Source organism: Ornithinicoccus hortensis (genome assembly GCF_006716185.1).
In the GTDB taxonomy this organism is placed as follows: Bacteria; Actinomycetota; Actinomycetes; order Actinomycetales; family Dermatophilaceae; genus Ornithinicoccus; species Ornithinicoccus hortensis.
The window spans coordinates 1,202,783-1,226,109 of sequence record NZ_VFOP01000001.1 but is presented as its reverse complement, the minus strand read 5'-3'; the positions used below and the strand labels follow the sequence as shown (position 1 = coordinate 1,226,109).

Here is a 23,327-nt window from a genome sequence, read left to right as displayed (position 1 = left end):
CCCCGTGGGAGCCGTCGATCAGCGCTTGCTGTACTGCGGCGCCTTGCGGGCCTTCTTCAGGCCGGCCTTCTTGCGCTCCGGGACGCGGGCGTCCCGGGTCAGAAGCCCGGCCTTCTTCAGCGCCGGACGGTTCAGCTCGGCGTCCACGCCGTTCAGGGAGCGGGCCACGCCCAGGCGGACCGCGCCGGCCTGACCGGAGGGGCCACCGCCGTGCACCCGGACGAGCACGTCGTACGCGCCGTCCAGCTCGAGCACGGTCAGCGGCTCGTTGACGATCTGCTGGTGCACCTTGTTGGGGAAGTACTCCTCCAGGGTGCGGCCGTTGATCTTCCACTCACCGGTGCCGGGGACGATCCGCACGCGGGCGATGGCCTGCTTGCGACGGCCGGTGCCGGCGCCGGGGGCGGAGGCGGTCGGGCGGGGGGCGGCCTCGACGGGAGCCTCGGACTCCGAGGTGTACTCGGTCAGCTCCGGCTCGTCGGTGTCGAGGACCTCGGTCTCGTTCACGCTCATATCAGCCACGTTCTCTCTTTCTTCTTAAGCCGCGTAGTCCGTGGCGGACTTACTGCGCAACCTGCGAGATCTCGAACGGCACCGGCTTCTGGGCCGCGTGCGGGTGGGTGTCGCCGGCGTAGACCTTCAGCTTGCTCAGCTGCTGGCGGCCCAGCGAGTTCTTCGGAATCATGCCGCGGATGGCCTTCTCGACGGCGCGGGTCGGGTGCTTCTCGAGCAGCTGCTCGTAGCCGACCGCGGTCAGACCACCCGGGAAGCCGGAGTGGCGGTAGGCCTTCTTCTGCTCGAGCTTGGCGCCGGTCAGGGCGACCTTCTCGGCGTTGATGATGATGACGAAGTCACCGGTGTCCACGTGCGGCGCGTAGGTGGTCTTGTGCTTGCCGCGCAGCAGGATGGCGGCCTGGGAGGCGAGCCGGCCCAGGACGACGTCGGTGGCATCGATGACGTGCCAGGCGCGCGTGATCTCGCTGGCCTTGGGGGTGTAGGTACGCACAGTGCAAACCTTCGTATGTCGTTCGGATGGTGTGCTGCGAAAGCAACAGTCATCCATTCTACGGGGCCCTCGCGGGTCACCCAAATCCGACAACCCTGCAGGTCACAGCCCCAGGAGCGGACATCCAGAGAGGTTGTGCACACAAAGTGTGCACAACTATTATGCACGATATGCCCAGCCATCCCCCGTCCGCGCCGGCACTGCGCGTCCTCGCCCACCCGCTCCGCTCCCGCCTGCTCGCCGAGCTGCGGGTCCACGGGGAGGCCACCGCCACGGCCCTGGCCCGCGCCCTGGAGACCAACAGCGGCGCCACCAGCTACCACCTGCGGCGGCTGGCCGAGGTCGGCCTGGTCGAGGACACCGGGGGCGGGGTCGGCCGCGAGCGGGTCTGGCGGGCCGCCCAGGAGGGCGCACCGACCGGTGACGGCCTCGAGCAGGAGCCCCTGGACGAGGAGGACGCCCAGGCCGCGGACTGGCTGGCGCTGGACTACCTGGCGCACTTCCACGAGCGCGCGCAGGGCTGGTTGGGCCAGCGCACCCGGTGGCCCAAGGAGTGGCAGGTCGCCGGGCTCGAGGACCACCTGGTGCAGGTCACCGCCGAGCAGCTGACGGCCCTGCGCGCCGAGCTGTCCGAGGTGCTGGGCAGGTACCGCCGGGTCGGCCAGGGCAACCCCCAGGCCAAGCGCGTCGTGGTCTACACCTGCGCGCTCCCGCTCGACCAGGCCCCACGTTCGGGCTGACCGCCACCGCCCGGCGCCGGTCGCAGGACGTCCGCGAGGTAGCCAGCCGCGCGGAGCAGGGCGAGGGACCGGGAGGCGATGGCCTGGTGCCGGGCACTCAGGGCCGCGGCGACCTGGTCCAGCCGTCCGGCGCCGCGCAGGTCCGGCAACAGCTCCCGCACCGACCCGATCCGGTAGTCGGCCTGCCGCAGCTGGTGCACGATGCGGGCGTCCCGGACATCGGCCGGCCGATAGCTCCGGGCTCCCCCCGGCGCCGTCCGCCCCGGCACGACCAGGCCCTCGGCGTCCCAGTGCCGCAACGTCGACGCCGGGACACCGAGCGCCCCGGCGAGCTCGGAGACGGTCATCGCGTCAGACGGCCGGGGATCCTCGATCCGCTCGCCGGCGATCGCCTCCACCGCCTCTTCCGCCCGCGCCAGCAGGCGTCGCTCGGCCGCCAGCTCGGCGTGCGCGTCGTCGAGCCGCGCCGCCAGCTCGACCGGGGTCGACCGGTGGGCGACGCGCAGCAGCTCCTTGGCCCGGACCGGACCCAGCCCGGCAGCCAACCAGCGGTAGGCCAGCGCCGCCCGCACGTGCTCCTCACGGTAGACCCGGTAACCGGACGCCGTCCGCTGCGCCGGGCCGATGGCCCCGTCCCGCTCCAGGTTGCGGACCTGCTGGACCGAGTAGCCGGCCCGCCGCGCCACGTCGACGGTGCGCAGCGCCGAGTTGAGAGTTCTGGGGCCCACCGACCCAGGCTAGGCGACACAAGTCTCCACGAGCACCTGAATGTGAGGCTGGACCCATGGATATCGCAGCGATCACCGCCCACGTCGAAGGGCTGGGTGGCGTCCTCACCCTGGCGCCCCGGGAGGGCGACGGGACGCCCGAGCTCGCCTGGGGGGACCTCTTCTTCTACTACGCACCGGACGGCGTCCTGCCGCCCGGGCAGCCGTTCGCCACCGTCGTGACCAAGGACTACCCCGACGACACTGGGTCGCGACTGGACCGCCCCGGAGCGTTCCGGGTCAACATCGCCGCCGGCCGCACGGCATACCGGGCCCACGTCGGCCACGACCCGGGCGAGGAGGACCAGGACGTCGACCCTGCCGCCGAGGACACGGTCCTGCCGCACCCCGTCTACGGTCCGCTGGGTTGGCTGGCGGTGGTGAACCCCGGACCCGCCACGGAGGAGACGGTGCGCGCCCTGCTCCGGACCGCCCACGGGCTGGCCCGCGCGCGACGGGACCGGCGGGGTACGGGTGCCTCAGAAGAGTGAGCTGGGGTCGTCGGGGATGTCGGCCGCGTAGGTGCGGAGCAGTTGCAGCGGCACCACCTCCAACGCCGACTCGTGCGTCGCGGCCAGCAGCACCGGGGCCGGCGCACCGGCCTCGCAGGCCTGCAACCAGCGGGCCGCGACGACGCACCAGCGGTCACCCGGCTGGAGCCCGGGGAAGCCGTACTCGGGGCGCGGCGTGGAGAGGTCGTTGCCGACGGACCGTTGGTGCTCCAGGAACTCCCTGCTGACCACGGTGCAGATGGTGTGGCGCCCGACGTCCTCCGGTGAGGTGTGGCACCGCCCGTCCCGGTAGAAGCCCGTCACCGGGTCGGAGCCGCACTCCTGCAACTCACCGCCCAACACGTTGCGCTGCTCTCCGGCCATGGGCCGACGCTACCGGGTCCGGGGCGGGCCCGGTCAGCCGTTCTGGTCGTAGGCGCGGCGCAGCAACGGCTCGAGACGGGTCGCCTCGGCCGGTTCGGTGTCGCCGGGCAGGTGGACCCAGTGGCTCGCCTGCGCGAAGTTGCGGGCCGGCTCCACCCGCGGGTCCTCGGGTCCGTCGTCCCGGTAGCGCAGGCCGACCCGCAGCGTGCCGCGCGGCCCCGGCGCGACGGCGGCGAACTGGGTGGCCCGGACCAGCGGGATGTAGGTCGACCGGCCCTGCGGCTCGACGTCCTCACCCAGCCCGAGGGCGAGGTCGACCACCGCGTCGTGCAGCGGGCGCAGGGACGCCTTCGCCCCGGCATACAGCCCGTCGGTGTATCCGGTGATGGTCGGTCGCTCCCACCCGTGCTTGCGGGCCAGGACGTCGGCGATCGCCCACCGGGTGTTCTGGCGGACGCCGTGCTCGTCGCGCAGCCAGTCCCGGACCCGCTTCTGGTCCAGCGGGTCCGGGCCGGAGGCCTCGACGAGGGCGATCCACTCCTCCGCGGTGCGTCCGGTGCGTTCGGCCACCCCGGGCAACCAGATGGCGCTGACGCCCCCAGGGTCCCCCGGCAGCTCGGCTGTGACCACGGCGGCTCAGGCCAGGTTCGCGGTGAGGGTGATCTCGGTGGCGGCGAGCGCCTGGCTGACGGGGCACCCGGTCTTGGCGCCCTCGGCGATGGTCGCGAAGCCGTCCGCGTCGATCCCCTCGACCTGGGCGTCCACCGTCAGGTGGATCCCGGTGATCCCGGTGCCGGCGACGAAGGTCACCTCCGCCGTGGTGTTCAGCTGGGTCGGCGGGGTGTCGTTCTTCTTCAGCTCGTTGGACAGCGCCATCGAGTAGCAGGTGGCGTGGGCGGCGGCGAGCAGCTCCTCGGGGGTGGTCGTGCGGTCCGAGCCCTCGGCCCGGGCGTTCCACTCCACGTCGAACGACGCGGCGCCGGAGCTGTCCAGGGAGGTCGATCCCTTGCCGGTGAACAGGTCGCCGTTCCAGACGGTGCTGGCCTTGCTGACAACGGGGTTGGGCATGGGGGCACTCCTTCTCGTCCTGGCACCGGGAACGGTCCCCGGACACCGTGGTGGGCCACCGCGGCCGCGACGGCCCTGTCGCTTGCACGGTAGTCCCTCCTGGTGAACGGCGGGTGTCCGGGTGACGGTCGGACCACCGCCATACGCTATTCAACTCAATGGTTGACAACGGCTGGTCGCCCGGCGTACGTTTATTCAACCAATCGGTTGAGAAAGGTTCAGCAATGGACGAGGACCAGCTCTCCCGGGCGTTCGCGGCCCTGGCGGACCCGACGCGGCGGGACATCGTCGCCCGGCTCTGCCGGGACGACGCGACCGTCGGCGACCTCGCCGAGCCCTACGACGTCTCCCTGCAGGCGGTGTCCAAGCACGTGAAGGTGCTCGAGGACGCCGGCCTGGTGACCAGGTCCCGGGACGCCCAGCGGCGCCCCGTCCACCTGGAGGCCGAGGTGTTCGACCTGATGACCCGGTGGATCGAGCGCTACCGGGCGCAGGCCGAGGCCCGCTACCGCCGGCTGGACTCGGTCCTGGCCGACCTGCAGGACTCCCACCCATCCAGCACGAGAGAAGGCAGCGCATCATGACCACCACCGACCGCACCCCCCGGTATGCCGAGGCCGCCATCGAGGCGGACCCGGACGTCCCGATGATCCACATCGTCCGCGACTTCCGGGCCACCCCGGAGCAGGTGCTGCGGGCACACACCGACCCGGACCTGTTCGCCCGGTGGGTCGGCCCGGACTCGACCACGACGACGATCGACCACTGGGACTGCCGCACCCTCGGGTCCTACCGCTACCTGAGCCACCTCGGGGACGAGGAGTACGCCTTCCGGGGGACGTTCCCCGAGGTGGGCGAGCACCGGATCGTGCAGACCTTCACCTACGAGGGGATGCCCGAGGCGATCGCCCTGGAGACACTGACCTTCGAGGACCTGGGCGACGGGTGGACCCGGCTGCGCAGCCAGTCGCTGTGCGACTCCTTCGAGGGCAGGGACGGCATGCTGTCCTCCGGGATGGACGTGGGGGTCCGGGAGGGCTACGCCAAGCTGGACCGGATGCTCGCCGGCGAGGCGGGTGCCCGGTGACCCTCCCGACCGACCCGGCCGAGCTGCACCTCCAGGTCGCCGGCACGTTCACCGACCGCGTCCACGGCGTCCGGGACTGGGACGTCCCGACCCCGGTGGCGGGATGGACCGCCCGCGACGTGGTCGGCCACCTGGTGGGCTGGCTGCCCGGCTTCCTGGCCGGCGGCAGCGCGCACTCCCTCACCCCCGGCCCGTCCGTGCAGGACGATCCGGTCGCCGCCTGGCAGGTACAGGCCGACGGCGTGCAGGCCCTGCTGGAGGACGCAGCGACCGCGGCCTCGCCGTTCGTGCACCCGCACGTCCCGGAGCAGCCGCTGGGCCAGACGCTGAGCGCCTTCTACACCGCCGACGTATTCATGCACACCTGGGACCTGGCCCGCGCCACGGGCCAGGACGAGGCGCTGGACCCCGACTTCGCCGGGCAGTTGCTCGGCGGCATGCAGGAGATGGAGGAGTTGCTGCGGGGCAGTGGGCAGTACGGCCCCGCGGTGCTGGTGCCGCCGGACGCCGACGTGCAGACCCGACTGATCGGATTCATCGGCCGGGACCCGGCGTGGCGGCGCTAGCATGATCCGGTGATCCGCAAGACGTGGCGCGACGCCCGGACGGTGCAGCGTCACCTGTCGCCGCGCAGGGTCGTGGCCACCGTCATCAGGGACATCCGCAGCGGGCGGCTGACCGTCGGTGAGGTCCTGGGCACGACCGTGCAGGTGATGCTCGACCTCGGGGGGCCGCGCCGCCCGCACGCCTCCGACCCCACCGGGGAACGGGTCACCGACCTGCGCGACCGGCCCGACCGCCCCTGAGGACCCCGCCCCGGCCGGCTCAGCGGGCCCGGGCGACCCGTGCCTCGTCCCAGACCGGTTCCGGGCACTCGCGCACCACCCCGTCGGCGCCGAACACCAGGAACCGGTCGAACCCGCGGGCGAACCAGCGGTCGTGGGTGACGGCGAGGACCGTCCCCTCGAAGGCCGCCAGCCCCTCCTCCAGCGCCTCGGCCGAGTGGAGGTCCAGGTTGTCGGTCGGTTCGTCGAGCAACAACAGGGTCGCGCCGGACAGCTCCAGGAGCAGGATCTGGAACCTGGCCTGTTGCCCGCCGGAGAGCGAGTCGAAGGTCTGCTCCCCCGCCCGGGCCAGCTCGTACCGGTCGAGCACGCGGGCCGCCTCGTCCCGGGGGCGGCCCCGGCGGTGCTCGTCGCCCCGGTGCAGGATGTCGAGCAGCGTGCGCCCGACCAACGCCGGGTGGTCGTGGGTCTGGGCGAACCAGCCGGGACGCACCCTGGACCCGAGCCGGGCGACCCCGCGGTGCGCCACGGGGGCCGGCACCACGTCACCCACCGGCCGGTGCTCGGGCTCGGGGTCGCTGCCGCCCGCTGCGAGCAACCGCAGGAAGTGCGACTTGCCGGACCCGTTGCTGCCGAGGACGGCCACCCGCTCGCCGAACCACACCTCGAGGTCGAACGGCTCCATCAGCCCGGTGAGCTCCAACCCCTCGGCGATCACCGCCCGCTTGGCGGTGCGACCCCCCTGCAGCCGCATCCGCACGTTCTGCTCGCGCGCGACCACCTCCGGCGGGCCCGCCTCCTCGAACTTGCGCAGCCGGGTCGCGGCGGCCTGGTAGCGGGCGGCCATGTCGGAGTTGTAGGCCGCCTTCTGCTTGTACATCAGCATCTGGGCGCGCAGCCGCGCATGGTCCTCGTCCCACCGGCGCCGCAGCTCCTCCAGCCGGGAGTTGCGCTCCTGCCGGGCCTCGTGCCAGGTCGCGAACCCCGCCGGGTGGACCCACAGGCTGCTGCCGGCGGCCCCCGGCTCCAGCGTCGCCACCCGGGTGGCGACCCGGGCGAGCAGCTCCCGGTCGTGGCTGACCAGCAGCACCGTCTTGCCCGAGGCCCGCAACTGCTCCTCGAGCCAGCGCTTGGCCGGGACGTCCAGGTAGTTGTCCGGCTCGTCCAGCAGCAGCACCTCGTCCGGGCCGCGCAGCAGCGCCTCGAGGGCCAACCGCTTCTGCTCGCCGCCGGACAGGGTCGCCGTGCTGCGCCACTGGGCCTTCTCGAAGGGCACCCCCAGCGCCGAGACGGTGCACACGTCCCAGAGGGTCTCGTAGTCGTAACCGCCCACGTCCGCCCAGTCCGACAGGGCCTGCGCGTAGGCCAGCTGGGCCGGCTCGTCGTCGACCTCCATGACCGCCAGCTCGGCAGCGTCCAACCGCTGCGCCACCGCCCGCAGGTCCGGCGGCGCGACCGAGACCAGCAGGTCGCGGACGGTGGGCTGCTCGGTGGCCTCCTCGTCGCGCCCCATGGTCCCGATGAACTGGCGCATCACCCCGAGTCCCCCGCTGCGACCGAAGGAGCCCTCGTGCGGGGCCAGGTCGCCGGAGACGATCCGCAGCAACGTGGTCTTGCCGGTCCCGTTCGGCCCGACCAGCGCCACGCGGGCACCCTCGCCGACCCGCAGCGACACCCCGTCGAGCAACGGCCGCCCGTCGGGCAGCACGAAGCCGACACCGTTGATCTCCAGGTGTCCCACCGACTCACCTCCACGCGATTCGCGGTCAGTGTGCCACGCGGCCGGAGGCCCGGCGAAAGGGTTATCCGGCCCCGGGGCGGGGCGCGGTGGGGACGCGTCTCAGGAGTGCCGCAGGCAGCGGCTCGCCCAGGGGCGGGCCTCCAGCCGGGCCTCCCCGATCTCCTCGTCGCAGACGTCGCACCGCCCGTAGCTGCCGTCGGCCAGCTTGGCCAGCGCCCTGCGCACCTGGTCCAGGTTGCCCGCGAGCGTGTCGTGGGCGGTGACCGCGCTGAGCCGGTCGACGGCCATCGAGGTCCCCTCGCCGACCCGTTTGCCGAAGCTGATGCTGCCCTGGTCCTGCTGCGGCCGGGTCAGCTGCTCCATCTGCGCGAGCAGGTCGGCCTCCTTGGCCTCGAGCTGCTCGCGGATCTCCTGGGTGCCCATCGGCCTACTCTGCCAGGGAGGTCCCCGCCGCGCCGCGCAGCCCCTCCGCTACCTGCCCGATCTCCTCCATGGTGCGACGGACGGCGAGCCTCCGCGCCCGGTCGGGCCGCTGGATCGCCACGATGTACCGGCCGGTGTCGATGCCTGCCAGCGGGCGCAGCACGACGTCCTCCCGGGGTCGCGTGGTGAACCGGGGCAGCACTGCGACGCCCTGACCCGCGGCCACCAGGGCCTCGACCAACCGGTTGTCCCGGACCCGCTGGTGCACCTGCAGCGGCGCCCCGATGCTCTCCTCGACGGCTTCCCGCACCGTGTCGAAGGGGAACCCGACCGGCACCCCGATCCAGCGCTCGGTCAGCAGGTCGGAGGGCCGAACGGCCCGGTTGACGGCGAGTGGGTGGTGCGCCGGGAGCGCGATGTCCAGCGGCTCGCGCACGATCGGGGTGACGAGCAGTTCCACCGTCCCGAGCGGCCGGTGCCCGCGCAGCGAGTGCCCGATCACGATGTCGTGGTCGTTGGTCATCGCGGCCCAGTCCGCCTCCGCCACGTCGGCGTCGTGGCACCGCACCCGGATGCCCGAGCCCTCCAGGCGGACCAGCGCCCCCGGGAGCAGGAACTCCCCGGCGCTGGGCAGCGCCATCACCGAGACCGTGCCGCTCGGGTCGTCGAGGTAGGCGTCCCACTCGGCGCGGACGTCGGCGAGCACCGTGGCCACGTCGACGGCCCGCCGGGCGAGCAGCTCACCCGCCTCGGTCAGCCGCACCCCGCGCCCGGCCGGTTCGACCAGGCGGGCTCCCAGTTCCCGCTGCGCCGTCTGCAGCTGCTGGGACACGGCGGACGGCGTGCGGTGCGTGGCCCGGGCGACCGCCGTGACGCTCCCGCGCTCGGCGAGCTCACGGAGCAGGTCCAGGTGCCGGACATCCATGTAGGCAGCCTACAGATCCCATCAACAACATTTCGCTTGTGCTGAACGGTATGCCGGGGTGAGGCTGGGTCCGTGCCCGTCCGCCACCGCCTGCTCGCCGTCTCCGTCGCCCTGATGTGGGGCGTCAACTTCACCGCCATCCACGCCTCCCTGCAGCACTTCCCCCCGTTCCTGCTGGTGGCGCTGCGGTTCCTGCTGCTCGCCGTCCCGGCCGTGCTGTTCGTGCCCTGGCCGCGGGTCCCGGTGCGCTGGCTGGTCGGCTACGGCATCGGCTTCGGCACCCTCCAGTTCCTCTTCCTCTACTGGGGGATGGCCGCGGGGATGCCGGTCGGGCTGGCCTCGCTCGTGCTGCAGGCCTCCGCGCCGTTCACCGTGCTGCTGGGCGCGACCTTCCTGCGCGAACGGATCTCCGCCACGCAGGTGGTCGGCATCCTCATCGCGGTCGGGGGCCTGGCGATCGTGGGCTCCCACCGGGCCCAGGTCGCCGCGGTCCTGCCCTTCCTGCTCACCCTGGCCGGCGCGTTCGGCTGGGCGATCGGCAACATCTGCAACCGGCAGGCACGGCCGCAGAGCCCGCTGCACCTGACCATGTGGATGTCGGTCGTCCCGCCGCTACCGATGTTCGCCGTGTCCTGGGTCGTGGAGGGGCCGGACCGGATCTGGGACTCGGTGTCGACCGCGTTCACCCCCGACGCGTTCCCGGCCCTGCTCGGGCTGGCCTACACGGTGCTCATCGGCACGGTCGCCGGCAGCGGCGTCTGGACCTGGCTGATGACCCGCCACCCGGCGGGGGTCGTCGCGCCCTACTCGCTGCTGGTGCCGGTCGCCGGGATGCTCTCGGCCTGGGTGTTCCTCGGGGAGACCGTCAGCCCGGTCGAACTGCTCGGGGGGCTGGTCGTGATCACCGGGGTGCTGCTCGGGTCGGTCCGGCTGCGCCGCCGGCGGCCACCGGCGGCCGTGGGCGCCCCACCGGGGGGCGCTCACGCCGGCCCCCTGAGTGATCCTCCGTCCGGGGTCCGTCGCGCGCGGGCCTGGGCCGCACGCTCGCCCAGCCGGTCGTCCGGCGGATAACTGATCTCCTCCAGGCACAGCCCGTGGGCCGGCATGACGGTGACCCGCGGGTCCCGCCGCCCGGCGTCGCGGACCTCGACCGGCCAGCCCACGGCATACCGGCCCTCCCCCACCGGGACCACGGAGCCGACGAGCGCGCGCACCATGGAGTGGCAGAAGGCGTCCGCCACCACGGTTCCGACGAGCGTGCCGTCGGGATCCCGGGCCCAGCCGTAGGTGAGCAGGGTGCGGATGGTGGTGGCGCCCTCCCGCGGCTTGCAGAAAGCCGCGAAGTCGTGCAGCCCGGTCAGCGCGCGGGCCGCCTCGTCCATCGCGGCCACGTCGAGCGGGCGCTTATGCCGGACCGTGTCGTGCCGGCGCAGCGGATCCAGCCGGGGCGGGTCGTCGCAGATCCGGTAGGTGTAGCGCCGCCGGACCGCGGAGAACCGGGCGTCGAAGGCGTCCGGCACCTCCCGGACGGCTCGCACCACCACGTCGGGCGGGAGCACGCCGGCCAGCCGGGTCACCGCGGCCTGCGCCGGGGGTCGGTCGGAGCGGCCGGGCAACGCCGCCCAGGCGACGGGGTCCAGGTCGGCGTGGGCGACCGAACCCCGGGCGTGCACCCCAGCGTCGGTGCGGCCCCCCACGGTCAGGCGCGGCGGCTCGGTGCGCAGGACCGTCCCCAGCGCCGTGGCCAGCTCCTCCTCGACCGTGCGCAGCCCGGGCTGCCGGGCCCAGCCGGAGAAGGCGGTGCCGTCGTAGGCCAGGTCGATCCGGATGCGCACGCCCCGACGCTACCGCGACCGAGCAGCGTGAGGGCCGCGACCCCTCGTCGGGATCGCGGCCCTCACGCCGTAGCTGTCAGCCGGTCAGGCGTCCTCGCCCTTGCCCAGCTCGGCACCGGTGTCGGCACCCTGGGCGGCAGCGCCGCCCGCGGGCTCGAAGCCGGCGGCCTCGGCGGCCTCGGCGGTGCGGAACCACACCTCGGCGACCGTGGCGTCGTACCACTGCGAACCCTCGACGTGGTACTTCATCGAGTCCTTGTTGCCCTTGACGGTGAAGCCCTCGGGGGCCGAGCCATCCTCGGTCACGGGGGCGGAGTCCGGGCCGAAGCCACCGTCGGCGGCGTCGTCGGTCTTCGCGGTGTTCGCGGCCTCGGTGGTGTCCTCGGTCGCGGTCTCGTTGACCTCGGCCAGTTCACCCTCGCCGGCCAGCGGCGCGACGTCGGTGGTGGTCGTGTCGACCTCCGCCTCCGCGGCGGCCTGGTCCTTGGCGGCGCGCTTGGTGGCGCCCTCGGCCTGCGTGACGACGGCCTTCTTGGCGACCGGCTCGCGGACCAGCTCGATCACGGCCATCGGGGCGTTGTCGCCCTTGCGCGGCGCGATCTTGGTGATCCGGGTGTAACCACCCTGCCGCTCGGCCATGTCCGGCGCGATCTCGGTGAAGAGCCGGTGGACGACGCCCTTGTCGCGGACGATGGCCAGCACCTTGCGGCGGTTGTGCAGGTCGCCGCGCTTGGCGAAGGTCACCAGGCGCTCGGCCAGCGGGCGCAGCCGCTTGGCCTTGGCCGCCGTGGTGGTGATCTGGTCGTGCTCGAACAGGGCGGTGGCGAGGTTGGACAGGATCAGGCGCTCGTGCGCCGGACCGCCACCGAGGCGCGGGCCCTTCTTCGGGGTAGGCATCTTCGTTATCTCCTAGCGAAAGGTCAGTACTGCTCGTCCTCGGCGAAGCCGGCGTCGGCCTCGTCGTCCGGACCCTCGGTGTAGTCCGCGGTGCTCGGGTCGAACCCGGGCGGGCTGTCCTTGAGGGCGAGGCTCATCTCGGCCAGCTTCTCCTTGACCTCGTCGATCGACTTGGCCCCGAAGTTGCGGATGTCCAGCAGGTCGGCCTCGCTGCGTCCGACGAGCTCACCCACGGTGTGGATGCCCTCGCGCTTGAGGCAGTTGTAGGACCGGACGGTCAGGTCCAGGTCCTCGATCGGCAGCGCCAGGTCGGAGGCCAGCGCGGCGTCGGTCGGCGACGGGCCGATCTCGATGCCCTCGGCCTCGACGTTGAGCTCGCGGGCCAGGCCGAACAGCTCCACCAGGGTCTTGCCGGCGGAGGCCATCGCGTCCCGGGGAGCCATCGAGTTCTTGGTCTCGACGTCCACGATCAGCTTGTCGAAGTCGGTGCGCTGCTCCACGCGGGTGGCCTCGACCTTGTAGGTCACGGCCAGCACCGGGGAGTAGATGGAGTCGACCGGGATGCGGCCGATCTCCAGGTCACCGGACTTGTTCTGCTGGGCGGAGACGTAGCCACGACCGCGCTCGACGGTCATCTCCATCTCGATCTTGCCGCTGTCGTTCAGCGTGGCGATGTGCAGGTCGGGGTTGTGCACCTCGACCCCGGCGGGCGGGGCGATGTCGGCGGCGGTGACCGCGCCGGCGCCCTGCTTGCGCAGGTACATCACGACGGGCTCGTCGTGCTCGGAGGAGACGACGAGGTTCTTCAGGTTCAGGATGATCTCGGTGACATCCTCCTTGACCCCGGGGATCGTGGAGAACTCGTGCAGCACACCGTCGATGCGGATGCTGGTGATCGAGGCACCGGGGATGCTGGACAGCAGGGTCCGGCGCAGGGAGTTGCCGAGGGTGTAGCCGAAGCCGGGCTCCAGGGGCTCGATGGCGAACCGGGAACGGGCCTCGGAGACGACCTCCTCGGACAGGGTGGGGCGCTGTGCAATCAGCACGGTTGATTCCTTTCCATCGGGCGACCGCTATTTGACGCCCGGTGAGGGTGCCGGCCAGGCCGGCCACACCGCATACCTCTGTCCGTAGGCGATGTGTGTGACGGGCCCGGAACAGCCAGGCGCCCGAGCGAAGCGGGCACCTGGCCGTCCGGGGGTGCGGGGGGCACAGCCCCCCGACCGGGTTAGTTCTTGGAGTAGAGCTCCACGATCAGCTGCTCGGTGAGGATCGTGTCGATCTGCTCACGGGTGGGCAGCTGGTGGATCAGGATCTGCAGCGTGCCGGGCACGACCTTCATCCAGGCCGGGACCGGACGGTCACCGAAGGTCTGGCGGGCCAGCTCGATCGGCAGCTTCTCGGCCGACTTCGGACGGACCTCGATGATGTCGTACTGCTCGACCCGGTAGGACGGCACGTCGACGCGCTGGCCGTTGACCAGGAAGTGACCGTGGGTCACCAGCTGGCGGGCGGCGCGGCGGGTGCGGGCCAGGCCGGCGCGGTAGATGACGTTGTCCAGGCGGGACTCCAGGATGGTGAGCAGGTTCGCACCGGTACGACCCGGGCGGCGGGCCGCCTCGGCGTAGTAGCGACGGAACTGCTTCTCCATCACGCCATAGGTGAAGCGGGCCTTCTGCTTCTCCTGCAGCTGGGTCAGGTACTCCTTCTCCTGGGTGCGGCGACGGCCGTGCTGCCCCGGGGGGAACGGACGCAGGTCGAAGTTCTTGTCGCCTCCGACCAGGTCGACCTTGAGCCGGCGGGACTTCTTGGTGATGGGTCCGGTGTAACGGGCCATGATTCTCCTTTACCTTCCCTTCCGGTCTCAGACCCGACGCTTCTTCGGCGGACGAACGCCGTTGTGCGCCTGGGGGGTGACGTCGCTGATCGCACCGACCTCGAGGCCGGCGGCGGTGAGCGAACGGATGGCGGTCTCGCGGCCCGAGCCCGGGCCCTTGACGAAGACGTCGACCTTGCGCATGCCGTGGTCCATCGCGCGGCGGGCGGCGGCCTCGGCGGCCATCTGCGCGGCATACGGGGTGGACTTGCGCGAGCCCTTGAATCCGACCTGGCCGGACGAGGCCCACGCGATCACCGCACCGGTCGGGTCCGTGATCGTGACGATGGTGTTGCTGAACGTGCTCTTGATGTGAGCCTGCCCGAAGGCAACGTTCTTCTTCTCCTTGCGGCGCACCTTGCGGGCGCCGGCCGTGCTACGGCTCTTGGGGGGCATTCATGTACTCCTGAAACTGACGAGTGAAGTCTGGGTCCGGGGCCGGGGCCCCAGCGGGACGGTCGCGGCGGTGCCTCGACCGAGGGATCAGCGCGTGGCCTTCTTCTTGCCGGCCACGGTGCGCTTCGGGCCCTTGCGGGTGCGTGCGTTGGTCTTGGTGCGCTGGCCGTGCACCGGGAGCCCGCGGCGGTGCCGCAGGCCCTGGTAGCTGCCGATCTCGACCTTGCGGCGGATGTCGGCTGCGACCTCACGGCGCAGGTCACCCTCGAGCCGGAAGTTGGCCTCGAGGTGGTCGCGCAGCTGCACCAGCTGCTCGTCGGTCAGGTCCTTGACGCGGGTGGACGGGTCAACACCCGTGGCCGCCAGCGTCTGCTCGGCGCGGGTGCGTCCCACGCCGAAGATGTAGGTCAGGGCGACCTCGACGCGCTTCTCGCGCGGCAGGTCGACTCCGATGAGTCGTGCCATGTGGCTTGTGCTCCTGTGAGTCTCGCGATGGTCTGGTGCAACACCGGTCCGCATCTTCGTGGTGGGCTCTCGCCCGCGGTCCTCGGCCAACGCGTCCGAGGGTGACGTCCCGCATGTCGGGGGTCGGGTGCTGCGTGTTCTGGTATGTCGTGCGCTCGAGTCCGTGACTCGTGCTCGGTGGTGCTGCTGCTCAGCCCTGGCGCTGCTTGTGGCGCAGGTTCTCGCAGATCACCATGACCCGGCCGTTGCGGCGGATCACCTTGCACTTGTCACAGATCTTCTTGACGCTCGGCTGAACCTTCATGTTCTGGTTGCCGTCTTTCGATCTGTGGGTGGATGGGTGGTGGTGCTGTGCTGGGCCCGGGGGCTCAGCGGTAGCGGAAGACGATCCGGCCGCGAGTCAGGTCGTACGGGCTGAGTTCCACGACGACCCGGTCCTCGGGGAGGATCCGGATGTAGTGCTGACGCATCTTGCCCGAGATGTGAGCCAGCACAACGTGACCGTTGGTCAGCTCGACCCGGAAGTTCGCGTTCGGGAGGGCCTCCACAATGGTGCCCTCGATCTCGATGACGCCGTCCTTCTTCGCCATGTCCTCCGCATTTCTGAGCAGGGCGCGCGGTCCGGGTCATGCCCGACCCACGACACTCTGCAAGGTTGATTGCACTTCTGCGGCCCAGCGCCGGGCGTCCCTGAGGGAGCCCACACCGGGACCGACACGACAGTCTACGCGAAAGCACCAGCCCGGAGCGAATCGGCCGGCGCAGCAGCGTCGCTAGGACACCGGGGCGAAGGCGGTGCTCAGATGTTCGGCCCCGCCGTCCAGGGCGGTGAGCACCCACAGGCCGGCGGCGGTGACCGCGACCGTGTGCTCCCAGTGGCTGGCCCGGGAGCCGTCGGTGGTGACGACCGTCCAGTCGTCCTCGAGCGTGCGGGTCTCGATGGTGCCCAGGGTGATCATCGGCTCGATCGCCAGGGTGGCCCCGTCAGGGACGGTGGGGCCCTTGGCGTCGACCGCGTAGTTGGGCACCTGGGGCTCCATGTGCATCTCCCGCCCGATGCCGTGGCCCACGTAGTCCTCGACGACGCCGTAGGTCAGGTCCTGCCCCTCCGCGGCGCGCGCGTCCCGGGCCGCCAGGGCGGACCGTTCGACCGCCTCCCCCACGGCATACAACCGCCCGCCCACCGAAAGCGCCGCGATCCCGGCCCACATCGCGGCCTCGGTGTCGTCCATCAGCGCCAGGTCCTCGGGGCGCGCGGCCTCCCGGCCGCCCACGACGAGGGACAGGGCGGCGTCGCCGTGCCAGCCCTCGACGATGGCCCCGCAGTCGATGGACACCAGGTCCCCGTCGCGGAGCACCCGCTCCCCCGGGATGCCGTGCACGACCTCCTCGTTGACGCTGATGCACAGCGAACCGGGGAACCCGTGGTAGCCCTTGAACGACGGGACGGCGCCCCGCCCGCGGATGTGGGCCTCGGCCATCCGGTCGAGCTCACCGGTGGTGGTGCCCGCGACGGCGGCCTCGCGGGCCAGCTCGAGGGTCTGCCCGACGACGAGACCGGCCCGACGCATCAGCAGCAGCTGGTCGCGGGTCTTCGCCTGGATCTTGGGTCTGCGCAGGAACGACATGCGGGTATGCCGGGTGCCGGCTCAGGCGGGGGCGGTGCCGGCCTGGTCCAGCAACGTGGTGATCCGTGCGGTGACCTCGTCGACGCTGCCCATGCCGTCGACCTGCTTGACCAGGTTGCGCTCGGAGTAGATCGCGGCCAGCGGCGCGGTCTCCTCGGCGTAGATGTCCATCCGCTTGCGGATGACCTCCTCGGTGTCGTCCGCACGCCCCTGCTCCTGGGCGCGCTGCAACAGGCGCCCGACGACCTCGTCGGTGTCCACCGTGAGCTCCAGCACCAGGTCCAGGGAGTGGCCCTGCTCGGCGAGCATCTCGTCCAGCGCCTCGACCTGCCCGGGGGTGCGCGGGTAGCCGTCCAGCAGGAAGCCACTCGCGGCATCCGCCTGGGCCAGCCGGTCCCGGACGATGGCGTTGGTGACCTCGTCGGGGACGTACCCGCCGGAGGCCAGGATCTCCTTCACCTGCAGGCCGAGCTCGGTCTCGCCCTGGATGTTGGCGCGGAAGATGTCTCCGGTCGAGATGGCCGGGATGCCCCGGTTCTCGGCGATGAGTGCGGCCTGGGTGCCCTTACCGGCCCCGGGGGGGCCGAGGATGATCATGCGCATCAGCGGAGGAACCCTTCATAGTCGTGCTGCTGGAGCTGGGACTCGATCTGCTTCACCGTCTGCAACCCGACACCCACGATAATCAGGATCGAGGCGCCACCGAAGGGGAAGTCCTGGCTGGTGCCGAGGATGTTGAACGCGATCAACGGGATCAGCGACAGCGCGGCCAGGTAGATCGCACCGGGGGTGGTGATCCGGTTGATGACGTACTGCAGGTACTCGGCGGTGGGTCGGCCGGCCCGGATGCCCGGGATGAAGCCGCCGTACTTCTTCATGTTGTCGGCGACGTCGACCGGGTTGAAGGTCACGCCGACGTAGAAGAAGGTGAAGAAGATGATCAGGGTCACGTAGAGCGCCATGTAGACCCAGTGCGTGTCCTGCCCGGCGATCCCCATGCCGAAATAGGTGTTGATCGCGGTGACCCAGCCGGGCGGTGCCTGCGTCGGGTCCGACGGGGTGTTGAACTGCGCGATCAGGGTGGGCAGCATCAGGATCGAGCTGGCGAAGATGATCGGGATCACGTTCGCCATGTTCAGCTTGAGCGGGATGTAGGTGGAGGTGCCGCCGTACTGGCGCCGACCGATCATCCGCTTGGCGTACTGCACCGGGACGCGCCGCTGGCACTGCTCCACGAAGACGACCAGGGCCATGATGCACAGACCCATCACCATCACCAGCGCGAAGGTGCTCCAGGAGCGCTGCTGGATGACCGCCAGCGAGCCGGGGAAGCCGGCCGCGATGGCGGTGAAGATCAGCAGCGACATGCCGTTGCCGACCCCGTGCTCGGTGATCTGCTCACCCAGCCACATGATCAGGCCGGTGCCCGCCGTCATGGTCAGCACCATCAGCAGGATCACCACGACGCCGTCGTCGGGCATCACGGTGGAACAGGTCGGGCCGAACAGCGAGGAGGGGTTGCGCGCGAAGGTGACCAGCGTGGAGGACTGCAGGACCGCCAGACCGATGGTCAGGTATCGGGTGTACTGCGTCATCTTGGTCTGGCCCGCGGAGCCCTCCTTCTTCAGCTCCTCGAACTTCGGGATGACCACGGTGAGCAGCTGCACGATGATCGCCGCGGTGATGTAGGGCATCACGCCGAGCGCGAAGATCGACAGCTGCAGGAGCGCGCCACCACTGAACAGGTTGGCCAGGCCGAGGACCGAGTTGGTCTGCTGGGCCAGGTTGGCGCACTGCTGCACCAGCCCGTAGTCGATCCCCGGGGAGGGGATGGTGGAGCCCAGCCGGAACACCGCAAGGATGCCTAGGGTGAACAGGATCTTCTTGCGAAGATCAGGCGTCTTGAACGCCCGCACAAAGGCGGAAAGCACAGCGGATCCTCCTGGGGTGCCCCGCGTCGCGGGTCAGGCAGCGAACCGGCTGACGATAACACTCGTCAGGGTTCTGGCGGTCGGCCGGGGGGAAATCCCGGTGGTATGCCGACGCCCCGGACGCGGGAAGGCGTTCCGGGGCGTCGGCATACCAAGTGGTGTCGGGGTCAGACCCCGGTGGCGGTGATCGAGCCGCCGGCCGCCTGGATCTTCTCCTGGGCGGAGGCGGAGAACTTGTCCGCGGTCACGGTGACGGCGACGGCGATCTCGCCCTCGCCGAGGACCTTGACCGGCTGGCCCTTGCGGACCGCGCCCTTGGCGACGAGCGACTCGACGGTCACCTCGCCACCCTCCGGGTACAGCTGGGCGATCTTGTCCAGGTTCACGACCTGGTAGCTCACCTTGAACCGGTTCTTGAACCCGCGCAGCTTGGGCAGCCGCATGTGCAGCGGGGTCTGCCCACCCTCGAAGCGGGCCGGCACCTGGTAGCGGGCCTTGGTGCCCTTGGTGCCGCGACCCGCGGTCTTGCCCTTGGACGCCTCACCGCGACCGACACGGGTCTTCGCGGTCTTGGCGCCGGGGGCCGGACGCAGGTGGTGGACCTTCAGCGCGGAGCTTCCCGCCCGCCCCTCGGTCTTGGCCGTGGTGTCAGCCATGGTCAGTCAACCTCCTCAACGGTCACCAGGTGGCGAACCGAGCGGACCATCCCCCGGAACTCGGGGCGGTCCTCCTTGATGACGGTCTGACCGATGCGCTTCAGGCCCAGGGAGCGTAACGTCTCCCGGTGCATCTGCTTGCCACCGATCTCCGACTTGATCTGGGTCACCTTGAGCTGCGCCATCACGCACCCGCCTCTGCACGAGCCTTGAGCATGGCCGCCGGGGCGACGTGCTCGAGGGAGAGCCCGCGGCGTGCGGCCACGGCCTCCGGGGTCTCCAGCTCCTTCAGCGCCTGCACCGCGGCGTGCACGATGTTGATGGCGTTGTCGGAGCCCAGCGACTTGCTCAGCACGTCCTGGATGCCGGCGCACTCCAGGACCGCGCGGACCGGGCCACCGGCGATGACACCGGTACCGGGGCTGGCGGGACGGAGCATGACGACACCGGCAGCGGCCTCACCCTGCACCGGGTGCGGGATGGTGCCGGCGATCCGGGGCACGCGGAAGAAGTTCTTCTTGGCTTCCTCGACACCCTTGGAGATCGCGGCCGGCACCTCCTTGGCCTTGCCGTAGCCGACACCCACGGTGCCGTCTCCGTCGCCGACGACGACGAGAGCGGTGAAGCTGAAGCGACGACCACCCTTGACGACCTTGGCGACACGGTTGATGGTGACGACGCGCTCCAGGTACTGGTTGCGGTCGTCGTCACGGCCACCGCGACGGTTGTCGCGGTCACGGTTGTCACGACGGTCTCGGCCGCCGCGACCGGAGTCGGCGTTGGAGTCGCCGGCCCCTCGACGCTGGAAGTCAGCCATCAGACGTTCCTCTTCTGTGCGATGTCGGTCAGGTTCACAGGGACAGCCCACCCTCGCGGGCGCCGTCGGCGATCGCGGCGACGCGACCGGCGTACCGGTTGCCGCCCCGGTCGAAGACGACGGCCTCGATGCCGGCGGCCTTGGCGCGCTCGGCGACGAGCTCGCCGACCCGCTTGGCCTTGGCGGTCTTGTCACCCTCGAGCTGACGCAGGTCCGCCTCCATGGTCGAGGCGGAGGCCAGCGTCTTGCTGGTGGAGTCGTCCACGACCTGGACGAAGACGTGCCGCGAGGAGCGGTTCACGACCAGGCGGGGACGGGCAGCCGTGCCGGTGACCTTCTTGCGCAGGCGCAGGTGGCGACGACCGCGCGCGGCGATCTTGCCCTTGGGGCGCTTGGTGATCTTTGCCATGGCTTACTTACCAGCCTTTCCGACCTTGCGGCGGATGTGCTCACCCTCGTAGCGCACACCCTTGCCCTTGTACGGGTCGGGCTTGCGCAGCTTGCGGATGTTCGCAGCCACCTCACCGACCTGCTGCTTGTCGATGCCGGAGACGGAGAACCGGGTCGGGTTCTCGACCTGGAAGGAGATGCCCTCGGGGGCCTCGACCAGGATCGGGTGCGAGTAGCCCAGCGCGAACTCCAGGTTCGAGCCCTTGGCCACGACGCGGTAACCGGTGCCGTGGATCTCCAGCTTCTTGGTGTAGCCGTTGGTGACACCCTCGACCATGTTGGCGATGAGGCTGCGGGTCAGCCCGTGCAGGCTGCGGGACTCGCGCTCGTCGTCCGGTCGGGAGACCGCCACGGAGCCGTCCTCGGCCTTGTCGACCGTGATCGGCTCGGCGACCGTGTGCTGCAACTGGCCCTTCGGGCCCTTGACGGTGACGTTGCGGCCCTCGATGGCCACGTCGACGCCGCCGGGCACGGTGACCGGAAGTCGTCCGATTCGAGACATGTGTTACTCCTCCCTCACCAGACGTAGGCGAGGACTTCCCCACCCACGCCCTTCTCGGCCGCCTGCTTGTCGGTCAACAAGCCGGAGGAGGTGGACAGGATCGCCACACCCAGGCCGCCGAGCACGCGCGGCAGGTTGGTGGACTTGGCGTAGACCCGCAGGCCCGGCTTGGAGACGCGTCGCACACCGGCGATGGAGCGCTCCCGGTTGGGGCCGTACTTGAGGTCGATCACCAGGGTCTGGCCCACCTCGGCGTCCTCGACGGTCCAGCCGCCGATGTAACCCTCCGCCTGGAGGATCTCGCAGATGTGGGACTTCAACTTGGAGAACGGCATGCTGACGGAATCCTTGTGCGCCGAGTTGGCGTTCCGGATGCGGGTCAGCATGTCCGCGATCGGGTCGGTCATTGTCATTGGGCTTCGTGCCCTTCCTCACCGCGGTTTCGTCCGGTCCGTAGCGGACCGGGCCGACCTGCGATGTAGAGAGTCATGGAGTGGCTTCGGGTTGCCGGGGCGGTTCCCCCGGCTGAGTGCTTTACCAGCTGGACTTGGTCACGCCGGGCAGTTCGCCCCGGTGCGCCATCTCCCGCAGGCAGATCCGGCACAGGCCGAACTTGCGGTAGACGGAGTGGGGACGACCACACCGCTGGCAGCGGGTGTAGCCGCGGACCTTGAACTTCGGCTTGCGGTTCGCCTTCTGGATCAGGGCGGTCTTGGCCACGGTCAGTTCTCCTTGAACGGGAAGCCCAAGTGACGCAGCAGCGCCCGGCCCTCGTCGTCGTTGTTGGCGGTGGTGACGATGGTGATGTCCATCCCCCGCACGCGGTCGATCTTGTCCTGGTCGATCTCGTGGAACATCGACTGCTCGTTGAGACCGAAGGTGTAGTTGCCGTTCCCGTCGAACTGCTTCGGGGACAGGCCGCGGAAGTCGCGGATCCGGGGCAGCGCCAGGGACAGCAGCCGGTCCAGGAACTCCCACATGCGGTCGCCGCGCAGCGTCACGTGGGCGCCGATCGGCATACCCTCGCGCAGCTTGAACTGTGCGATCGACTTGCGGGCCTTGGTGACCGCCGGCTTCTGGCCGGTGATCGTCGCCAGGTCACGGATCGCGCCCTCGATCAGCTTGCTGTCGCGCGCGGCGTCCCCGACACCCATGTTGACGGTGATCTTGACGACCCCCGGCACCTGCATCGGGTTGGCGAAGGAGAACTCCTGGGCCAGGGCCGGCTTGATCTCGCTGGCGTAACGGGCCTTCAGGCGCGGCTGGGCCGCGGTCGTGGTCTCGGTCGTGGTGCTCATCAGAGGTCCTTACCCGAACGCACCGAAACGCGGGTGCGCTGCGTCTTGGTCTTGCCGTCCCGGTCGACCTGCTCCAGACGGGTGCGGATGCGGGTCGGCGACTTGGTCTCCGGGTCCACCAGCGCGACGTTGCTCACGTGGATGGGGGCCTCCATGACCTGGATGCCGCCGGAGCTCATGCCCTGGCTGCTACCGGCCTTGGTGTGCTTGGTGACCCGGTTGACACCCTCGACCAGCACGCGGTTGGTCTCGGGGTAGACCGCGATGACACGACCCTGCTTGCCCCGGTCGCCGCCCTTGTCCTGCTTGCGGCCGCTGATCACCTGGACCAGGTCGTTCTTCTTGATCTTCATCTTCGCCATCTCAGATCACCTCGGGAGCGAGGGACACGATCTTCATGTACTTCTTGTCACGCAGCTCGCGGCCCACCGGGCCGAAGATGCGGGTGCCACGGGGGTCGCCGTCGGCCTTGAGGATCACCGCAGCGTTCTCGTCGAAGCGGATGTAGCTGCCGTCGGGACGGCGCCGCTCCTTGCGGGTACGCACGATGACCGCCTTGACGACGTCACCCTTCTTGACGTTGCCGCCGGGGATGGCGTCCTTGACGGTCGCCACGATGGTGTCACCGATGCCCGCGTAACGGCGGCCGGAGCCACCGAGCACGCGGATGCAGAGGATCTCCTTCGCACCGGTGTTGTCCGCGACGCGCAGTCGCGACTCCTGCTGGATCACTTCTCGAACTCCTTCGTCGTGCTGGTTCTCGTGACGCTCCCGCGCCAGGTGAGCCTTGCCGAACGTTGTGGATGATTAGGTGTCGGCCTCGCCGGGGACGCAGGGCCCCCGGGAGGAACTACTTGGCCTTCTCCAGGATCTCCACCACGCGCCAGCGCTTGGTCGCGCTGAGCGGGCGGGTCTCCATGATCTGCACCAGGTCGCCCACGCCGGCCGCGTTGGCCTCGTCGTGCGCCTTGACCCGGGTGCTTCGCCGCAGGACCTTGCCGTACAGGGCGTGCTTGACCCGGTCCTCGACGAGCACCACGACGGTCTTGTCCATCTTGTCGCTCACCACGTACCCCTGGCGGAGCTTGCGGTAGTTGCGGGTGGTGGCGTCGGTCTGCGCGGCGGCAGTCGCCTCAGCGGGCTGCGAAGTCTCGCTCAT

The 23,327-nt window shown here is 70.6% G+C and carries 38 protein-coding genes; 7 read left to right on the top strand and 31 right to left on the bottom strand.

What is annotated here, in order from left to right; all coding sequences use genetic code 11:
• Positions 1 to 18: 18 nt before the first annotated feature.
• Positions 19 to 513: a 30S ribosomal protein S9 gene (gene rpsI, locus FB467_RS05760; RefSeq protein WP_194288295.1), complete on the bottom strand. Its 495-nt coding sequence runs from the start codon at positions 511 to 513 to the stop codon at positions 19 to 21.
• A 49-nt stretch (positions 514 to 562) separates the two neighbouring features.
• On the bottom strand, positions 563 to 1,006 hold the full coding sequence (rplM, locus tag FB467_RS05755; RefSeq protein ID WP_141784247.1) for a 50S ribosomal protein L13: 444 nt from the start codon (positions 1,004 to 1,006) through the stop codon (positions 563 to 565).
• Between the two features lie 170 nt (positions 1,007 to 1,176).
• On the opposite strand from rplM, the gene FB467_RS05750 reads away from it, so the two are divergent.
• On the top strand, positions 1,177 to 1,746 hold the full coding sequence (locus FB467_RS05750) for a helix-turn-helix domain-containing protein (RefSeq protein WP_342354703.1): 570 nt from the start codon (positions 1,177 to 1,179) through the stop codon (positions 1,744 to 1,746).
• Here FB467_RS05750 and FB467_RS05745 read toward each other — a convergent pair.
• The gene (locus FB467_RS05745; RefSeq protein ID WP_211350560.1) at positions 1,701 to 2,474 is read right to left on the bottom strand and encodes a MerR family transcriptional regulator; all 774 of its coding nucleotides are present in this window, start codon (positions 2,472 to 2,474) and stop codon (positions 1,701 to 1,703) included. The two genes, FB467_RS05750 and FB467_RS05745, sit on opposite strands and share 46 nt — an antisense overlap.
• A 56-nt stretch (positions 2,475 to 2,530) precedes the next feature.
• Between FB467_RS05745 and FB467_RS05740 the strand changes: the two genes are divergently transcribed.
• Entirely contained in the window at positions 2,531 to 3,004 is a 474-nt protein-coding gene (locus tag FB467_RS05740; RefSeq protein ID WP_141784245.1) for a DUF6194 family protein, read from the top strand.
• Here FB467_RS05740 and FB467_RS05735 read toward each other — a convergent pair.
• The 3 genes from FB467_RS05735 to FB467_RS05725 are packed head-to-tail and all read right to left on the bottom strand — an operon-like array spanning position 2,993 to position 4,456.
• A complete protein-coding gene (locus FB467_RS05735; protein ID WP_141784244.1) occupies positions 2,993 to 3,388 on the bottom strand; it encodes a DUF2237 family protein in 396 nt (131 codons plus the stop codon). The two genes, FB467_RS05740 and FB467_RS05735, sit on opposite strands and share 12 nt — an antisense overlap.
• Positions 3,389 to 3,421: 33 nt before the next feature.
• A complete protein-coding gene (locus FB467_RS05730) occupies positions 3,422 to 4,018 on the bottom strand; it encodes a DUF5655 domain-containing protein (RefSeq protein ID WP_228393002.1) in 597 nt (198 codons plus the stop codon).
• Positions 4,019 to 4,024: 6 nt separating this feature from the next.
• Positions 4,025 to 4,456 carry an OsmC family peroxiredoxin gene (locus tag FB467_RS05725; RefSeq protein WP_141784243.1) on the bottom strand — a complete coding sequence of 144 codons (432 nt, stop codon included), beginning with the start codon at positions 4,454 to 4,456 and terminating at the stop codon, positions 4,025 to 4,027.
• 224 nt (positions 4,457 to 4,680) lie between these two features.
• Here FB467_RS05725 and FB467_RS05720 point away from each other — a divergent pair, with 224 nt between their 5' ends.
• The 4 genes from FB467_RS05720 to FB467_RS05705 are packed head-to-tail and all read left to right on the top strand — an operon-like array spanning position 4,681 to position 6,349.
• Positions 4,681 to 5,040, top strand: coding sequence for an ArsR/SmtB family transcription factor (locus FB467_RS05720; protein WP_141784242.1), 360 nt, complete (start codon positions 4,681 to 4,683; stop codon positions 5,038 to 5,040).
• The gene (locus tag FB467_RS05715; protein WP_141784241.1) at positions 5,037 to 5,543 is read left to right on the top strand and encodes an SRPBCC domain-containing protein; all 507 of its coding nucleotides are present in this window, start codon (positions 5,037 to 5,039) and stop codon (positions 5,541 to 5,543) included. Before FB467_RS05720 ends, FB467_RS05715 begins: the two co-directional genes overlap by 4 nt.
• Positions 5,540 to 6,109 (top strand): TIGR03086 family metal-binding protein, encoded by a 570-nt coding sequence (locus FB467_RS05710; protein WP_141784240.1) that lies wholly within the window; start codon positions 5,540 to 5,542, stop codon positions 6,107 to 6,109. Before FB467_RS05715 ends, FB467_RS05710 begins: the two co-directional genes overlap by 4 nt.
• 9 nt (positions 6,110 to 6,118) lie before the next feature.
• A complete protein-coding gene (locus tag FB467_RS05705; protein ID WP_141784239.1) occupies positions 6,119 to 6,349 on the top strand; it encodes a hypothetical protein in 231 nt (76 codons plus the stop codon).
• Between the two features lie 19 nt (positions 6,350 to 6,368).
• Here the strand turns inward: FB467_RS05705 and FB467_RS05700 are convergent, their stop codons facing one another.
• The 3 genes from FB467_RS05700 to FB467_RS05690 all read right to left on the bottom strand — a co-directional run bounded on the left by FB467_RS05700 (position 6,369) and on the right by FB467_RS05690 (position 9,417).
• Positions 6,369 to 8,069: an ABC-F family ATP-binding cassette domain-containing protein gene (locus FB467_RS05700; RefSeq protein WP_141784238.1), complete on the bottom strand. Its 1,701-nt coding sequence runs from the start codon at positions 8,067 to 8,069 to the stop codon at positions 6,369 to 6,371.
• Positions 8,070 to 8,168: 99 nt separating this feature from the next.
• Entirely contained in the window at positions 8,169 to 8,492 is a 324-nt protein-coding gene (locus tag FB467_RS05695) for a TraR/DksA family transcriptional regulator (protein WP_141784237.1), read from the bottom strand.
• Between the two features lie 4 nt (positions 8,493 to 8,496).
• Positions 8,497 to 9,417 (bottom strand): LysR family transcriptional regulator, encoded by a 921-nt coding sequence (locus FB467_RS05690; protein ID WP_141784236.1) that lies wholly within the window; start codon positions 9,415 to 9,417, stop codon positions 8,497 to 8,499.
• Between the two features lie 72 nt (positions 9,418 to 9,489).
• Here FB467_RS05690 and FB467_RS05685 point away from each other — a divergent pair, with 72 nt between their 5' ends.
• Positions 9,490 to 10,488 (top strand): EamA family transporter, encoded by a 999-nt coding sequence (locus FB467_RS05685; protein ID WP_141784235.1) that lies wholly within the window; start codon positions 9,490 to 9,492, stop codon positions 10,486 to 10,488.
• Here FB467_RS05685 and truA read toward each other — a convergent pair.
• The 22 genes from truA to rpsQ form a co-directional block, all read right to left on the bottom strand.
• Positions 10,398 to 11,252, bottom strand: a complete 855-nt coding sequence (truA, locus tag FB467_RS05680) for a tRNA pseudouridine(38-40) synthase TruA (protein WP_141784234.1) — start codon at positions 11,250 to 11,252, stop codon at positions 10,398 to 10,400. The two genes, FB467_RS05685 and truA, sit on opposite strands and share 91 nt — an antisense overlap.
• Before the next feature lie 84 nt (positions 11,253 to 11,336).
• The gene (gene rplQ / locus FB467_RS05675) at positions 11,337 to 12,149 is read right to left on the bottom strand and encodes a 50S ribosomal protein L17, sunset domain variant (RefSeq protein WP_141784233.1); all 813 of its coding nucleotides are present in this window, start codon (positions 12,147 to 12,149) and stop codon (positions 11,337 to 11,339) included.
• Positions 12,150 to 12,172: 23 nt separating this feature from the next.
• Positions 12,173 to 13,195 (bottom strand): DNA-directed RNA polymerase subunit alpha, encoded by a 1,023-nt coding sequence (locus FB467_RS05670; RefSeq protein WP_141784232.1) that lies wholly within the window; start codon positions 13,193 to 13,195, stop codon positions 12,173 to 12,175.
• Between the two features lie 182 nt (positions 13,196 to 13,377).
• On the bottom strand, positions 13,378 to 13,986 hold the full coding sequence (rpsD, locus tag FB467_RS05665; protein WP_141784231.1) for a 30S ribosomal protein S4: 609 nt from the start codon (positions 13,984 to 13,986) through the stop codon (positions 13,378 to 13,380).
• Positions 13,987 to 14,013: 27 nt separating this feature from the next.
• Positions 14,014 to 14,421 carry a 30S ribosomal protein S11 gene (rpsK, locus tag FB467_RS05660; protein ID WP_141784230.1) on the bottom strand — a complete coding sequence of 136 codons (408 nt, stop codon included), beginning with the start codon at positions 14,419 to 14,421 and terminating at the stop codon, positions 14,014 to 14,016.
• Positions 14,422 to 14,508: 87 nt separating this feature from the next.
• Positions 14,509 to 14,886 (bottom strand): 30S ribosomal protein S13, encoded by a 378-nt coding sequence (rpsM, locus tag FB467_RS05655; RefSeq protein ID WP_141784229.1) that lies wholly within the window; start codon positions 14,884 to 14,886, stop codon positions 14,509 to 14,511.
• A gap of 190 nt (positions 14,887 to 15,076) precedes the next feature.
• Positions 15,077 to 15,190 (bottom strand): 50S ribosomal protein L36, encoded by a 114-nt coding sequence (rpmJ, locus tag FB467_RS05650; RefSeq protein WP_006592630.1) that lies wholly within the window; start codon positions 15,188 to 15,190, stop codon positions 15,077 to 15,079.
• A gap of 64 nt (positions 15,191 to 15,254) precedes the next feature.
• The gene (infA, locus tag FB467_RS05645; RefSeq protein ID WP_134773969.1) at positions 15,255 to 15,476 is read right to left on the bottom strand and encodes a translation initiation factor IF-1; all 222 of its coding nucleotides are present in this window, start codon (positions 15,474 to 15,476) and stop codon (positions 15,255 to 15,257) included.
• 183 nt (positions 15,477 to 15,659) lie between these two features.
• Positions 15,660 to 16,514, bottom strand: a complete 855-nt coding sequence (map, locus tag FB467_RS05640) for a type I methionyl aminopeptidase (protein ID WP_141784228.1) — start codon at positions 16,512 to 16,514, stop codon at positions 15,660 to 15,662.
• Positions 16,515 to 16,535: 21 nt separating this feature from the next.
• Positions 16,536 to 17,117 carry an adenylate kinase gene (locus tag FB467_RS05635; RefSeq protein ID WP_141784227.1) on the bottom strand — a complete coding sequence of 194 codons (582 nt, stop codon included), beginning with the start codon at positions 17,115 to 17,117 and terminating at the stop codon, positions 16,536 to 16,538.
• Positions 17,117 to 18,445 (bottom strand): preprotein translocase subunit SecY, encoded by a 1,329-nt coding sequence (secY, locus tag FB467_RS05630; RefSeq protein WP_141784226.1) that lies wholly within the window; start codon positions 18,443 to 18,445, stop codon positions 17,117 to 17,119. The genes FB467_RS05635 and secY overlap by 1 nt, the downstream gene beginning before the upstream one ends.
• A 167-nt stretch (positions 18,446 to 18,612) precedes the next feature.
• Positions 18,613 to 19,101, bottom strand: coding sequence for a 50S ribosomal protein L15 (rplO, locus tag FB467_RS05625; RefSeq protein ID WP_141784225.1), 489 nt, complete (start codon positions 19,099 to 19,101; stop codon positions 18,613 to 18,615).
• A gap of 2 nt (positions 19,102 to 19,103) precedes the next feature.
• Positions 19,104 to 19,286, bottom strand: coding sequence for a 50S ribosomal protein L30 (gene rpmD / locus FB467_RS05620; RefSeq protein ID WP_141784224.1), 183 nt, complete (start codon positions 19,284 to 19,286; stop codon positions 19,104 to 19,106).
• Positions 19,286 to 19,918: a 30S ribosomal protein S5 gene (gene rpsE, locus FB467_RS05615; RefSeq protein WP_141784223.1), complete on the bottom strand. Its 633-nt coding sequence runs from the start codon at positions 19,916 to 19,918 to the stop codon at positions 19,286 to 19,288. Before rpsE ends, rpmD begins: the two co-directional genes overlap by 1 nt.
• Positions 19,919 to 19,952: 34 nt before the next feature.
• On the bottom strand, positions 19,953 to 20,327 hold the full coding sequence (gene rplR / locus FB467_RS05610) for a 50S ribosomal protein L18 (RefSeq protein WP_141784222.1): 375 nt from the start codon (positions 20,325 to 20,327) through the stop codon (positions 19,953 to 19,955).
• A gap of 3 nt (positions 20,328 to 20,330) precedes the next feature.
• Positions 20,331 to 20,870, bottom strand: a complete 540-nt coding sequence (gene rplF, locus FB467_RS05605; RefSeq protein WP_141784221.1) for a 50S ribosomal protein L6 — start codon at positions 20,868 to 20,870, stop codon at positions 20,331 to 20,333.
• Positions 20,871 to 20,884: 14 nt separating this feature from the next.
• A complete protein-coding gene (gene rpsH / locus FB467_RS05600) occupies positions 20,885 to 21,283 on the bottom strand; it encodes a 30S ribosomal protein S8 (protein WP_141784220.1) in 399 nt (132 codons plus the stop codon).
• Positions 21,284 to 21,404: 121 nt separating this feature from the next.
• Positions 21,405 to 21,590 carry a type Z 30S ribosomal protein S14 gene (locus FB467_RS05595; protein WP_141784219.1) on the bottom strand — a complete coding sequence of 62 codons (186 nt, stop codon included), beginning with the start codon at positions 21,588 to 21,590 and terminating at the stop codon, positions 21,405 to 21,407.
• Between the two features lie 2 nt (positions 21,591 to 21,592).
• Positions 21,593 to 22,168: a 50S ribosomal protein L5 gene (gene rplE / locus FB467_RS05590; RefSeq protein WP_141784218.1), complete on the bottom strand. Its 576-nt coding sequence runs from the start codon at positions 22,166 to 22,168 to the stop codon at positions 21,593 to 21,595.
• Positions 22,168 to 22,530 (bottom strand): 50S ribosomal protein L24, encoded by a 363-nt coding sequence (rplX, locus tag FB467_RS05585; protein WP_211350559.1) that lies wholly within the window; start codon positions 22,528 to 22,530, stop codon positions 22,168 to 22,170. The genes rplE and rplX overlap by 1 nt, the downstream gene beginning before the upstream one ends.
• Position 22,531: 1 nt before the next feature.
• Positions 22,532 to 22,900, bottom strand: coding sequence for a 50S ribosomal protein L14 (gene rplN, locus FB467_RS05580; RefSeq protein ID WP_141784217.1), 369 nt, complete (start codon positions 22,898 to 22,900; stop codon positions 22,532 to 22,534).
• Positions 22,901 to 23,018: 118 nt separating this feature from the next.
• Positions 23,019 to 23,327 carry a 30S ribosomal protein S17 gene (gene rpsQ / locus FB467_RS05575; RefSeq protein ID WP_141784216.1) on the bottom strand — a complete coding sequence of 103 codons (309 nt, stop codon included), beginning with the start codon at positions 23,325 to 23,327 and terminating at the stop codon, positions 23,019 to 23,021.

Bases quoted from the DNA above. Each gene is read 5' to 3' on its own strand.
- FB467_RS05715 (WP_141784241.1), top strand. From the start codon at position 5,037: ATGACCACCACCGACCGCACCCCCCGGTATGCCGAGGCCGCCATCGAG.
- rplR (WP_141784222.1), bottom strand. From the start codon at position 20,327: ATGGCAAAGATCACCAAGCGCCCCAAGGGCAAGATCGCCGCGCGCGGT.
- FB467_RS05720 (WP_141784242.1), top strand. From the start codon at position 4,681: ATGGACGAGGACCAGCTCTCCCGGGCGTTCGCGGCCCTGGCGGACCCG.
- FB467_RS05750 (WP_342354703.1), top strand. From the start codon at position 1,177: ATGCCCAGCCATCCCCCGTCCGCGCCGGCACTGCGCGTCCTCGCCCAC.
- rpsE (WP_141784223.1), bottom strand. From the start codon at position 19,918: ATGGCTGACTTCCAGCGTCGAGGGGCCGGCGACTCCAACGCCGACTCC.
- rpsH (WP_141784220.1), bottom strand. From the start codon at position 21,283: ATGACAATGACCGACCCGATCGCGGACATGCTGACCCGCATCCGGAAC.
- rplX (WP_211350559.1), bottom strand. From the start codon at position 22,530: ATGGCGAAGATGAAGATCAAGAAGAACGACCTGGTCCAGGTGATCAGC.
- FB467_RS05740 (WP_141784245.1), top strand. From the start codon at position 2,531: ATGGATATCGCAGCGATCACCGCCCACGTCGAAGGGCTGGGTGGCGTC.
- FB467_RS05735 (WP_141784244.1), bottom strand. From the start codon at position 3,388: ATGGCCGGAGAGCAGCGCAACGTGTTGGGCGGTGAGTTGCAGGAGTGC.
- rplF (WP_141784221.1), bottom strand. From the start codon at position 20,870: ATGTCTCGAATCGGACGACTTCCGGTCACCGTGCCCGGCGGCGTCGAC.
- FB467_RS05725 (WP_141784243.1), bottom strand. From the start codon at position 4,456: ATGCCCAACCCCGTTGTCAGCAAGGCCAGCACCGTCTGGAACGGCGAC.
- FB467_RS05635 (WP_141784227.1), bottom strand. From the start codon at position 17,117: ATGCGCATGATCATCCTCGGCCCCCCCGGGGCCGGTAAGGGCACCCAG.
- rpsM (WP_141784229.1), bottom strand. From the start codon at position 14,886: ATGGCACGACTCATCGGAGTCGACCTGCCGCGCGAGAAGCGCGTCGAG.
- rplO (WP_141784225.1), bottom strand. From the start codon at position 19,101: ATGGCTGACACCACGGCCAAGACCGAGGGGCGGGCGGGAAGCTCCGCG.
- FB467_RS05695 (WP_141784237.1), bottom strand. From the start codon at position 8,492: ATGGGCACCCAGGAGATCCGCGAGCAGCTCGAGGCCAAGGAGGCCGAC.
- rpsI (WP_194288295.1), bottom strand. From the start codon at position 513: ATGAGCGTGAACGAGACCGAGGTCCTCGACACCGACGAGCCGGAGCTG.
- rpsK (WP_141784230.1), bottom strand. From the start codon at position 14,421: ATGCCCCCCAAGAGCCGTAGCACGGCCGGCGCCCGCAAGGTGCGCCGC.
- FB467_RS05690 (WP_141784236.1), bottom strand. From the start codon at position 9,417: ATGGATGTCCGGCACCTGGACCTGCTCCGTGAGCTCGCCGAGCGCGGG.
- rpmJ (WP_006592630.1), bottom strand. From the start codon at position 15,190: ATGAAGGTTCAGCCGAGCGTCAAGAAGATCTGTGACAAGTGCAAGGTG.
- rplQ (WP_141784233.1), bottom strand. From the start codon at position 12,149: ATGCCTACCCCGAAGAAGGGCCCGCGCCTCGGTGGCGGTCCGGCGCAC.
- rplE (WP_141784218.1), bottom strand. From the start codon at position 22,168: ATGAGCACCACGACCGAGACCACGACCGCGGCCCAGCCGCGCCTGAAG.
- infA (WP_134773969.1), bottom strand. From the start codon at position 15,476: ATGGCGAAGAAGGACGGCGTCATCGAGATCGAGGGCACCATTGTGGAG.
- rpmD (WP_141784224.1), bottom strand. From the start codon at position 19,286: ATGGCGCAGCTCAAGGTGACCCAGATCAAGTCGGAGATCGGTGGCAAG.
- rpsD (WP_141784231.1), bottom strand. From the start codon at position 13,986: ATGGCCCGTTACACCGGACCCATCACCAAGAAGTCCCGCCGGCTCAAG.
- map (WP_141784228.1), bottom strand. From the start codon at position 16,514: ATGTCGTTCCTGCGCAGACCCAAGATCCAGGCGAAGACCCGCGACCAG.
- rpsQ (WP_141784216.1), bottom strand. From the start codon at position 23,327: ATGAGCGAGACTTCGCAGCCCGCTGAGGCGACTGCCGCCGCGCAGACC.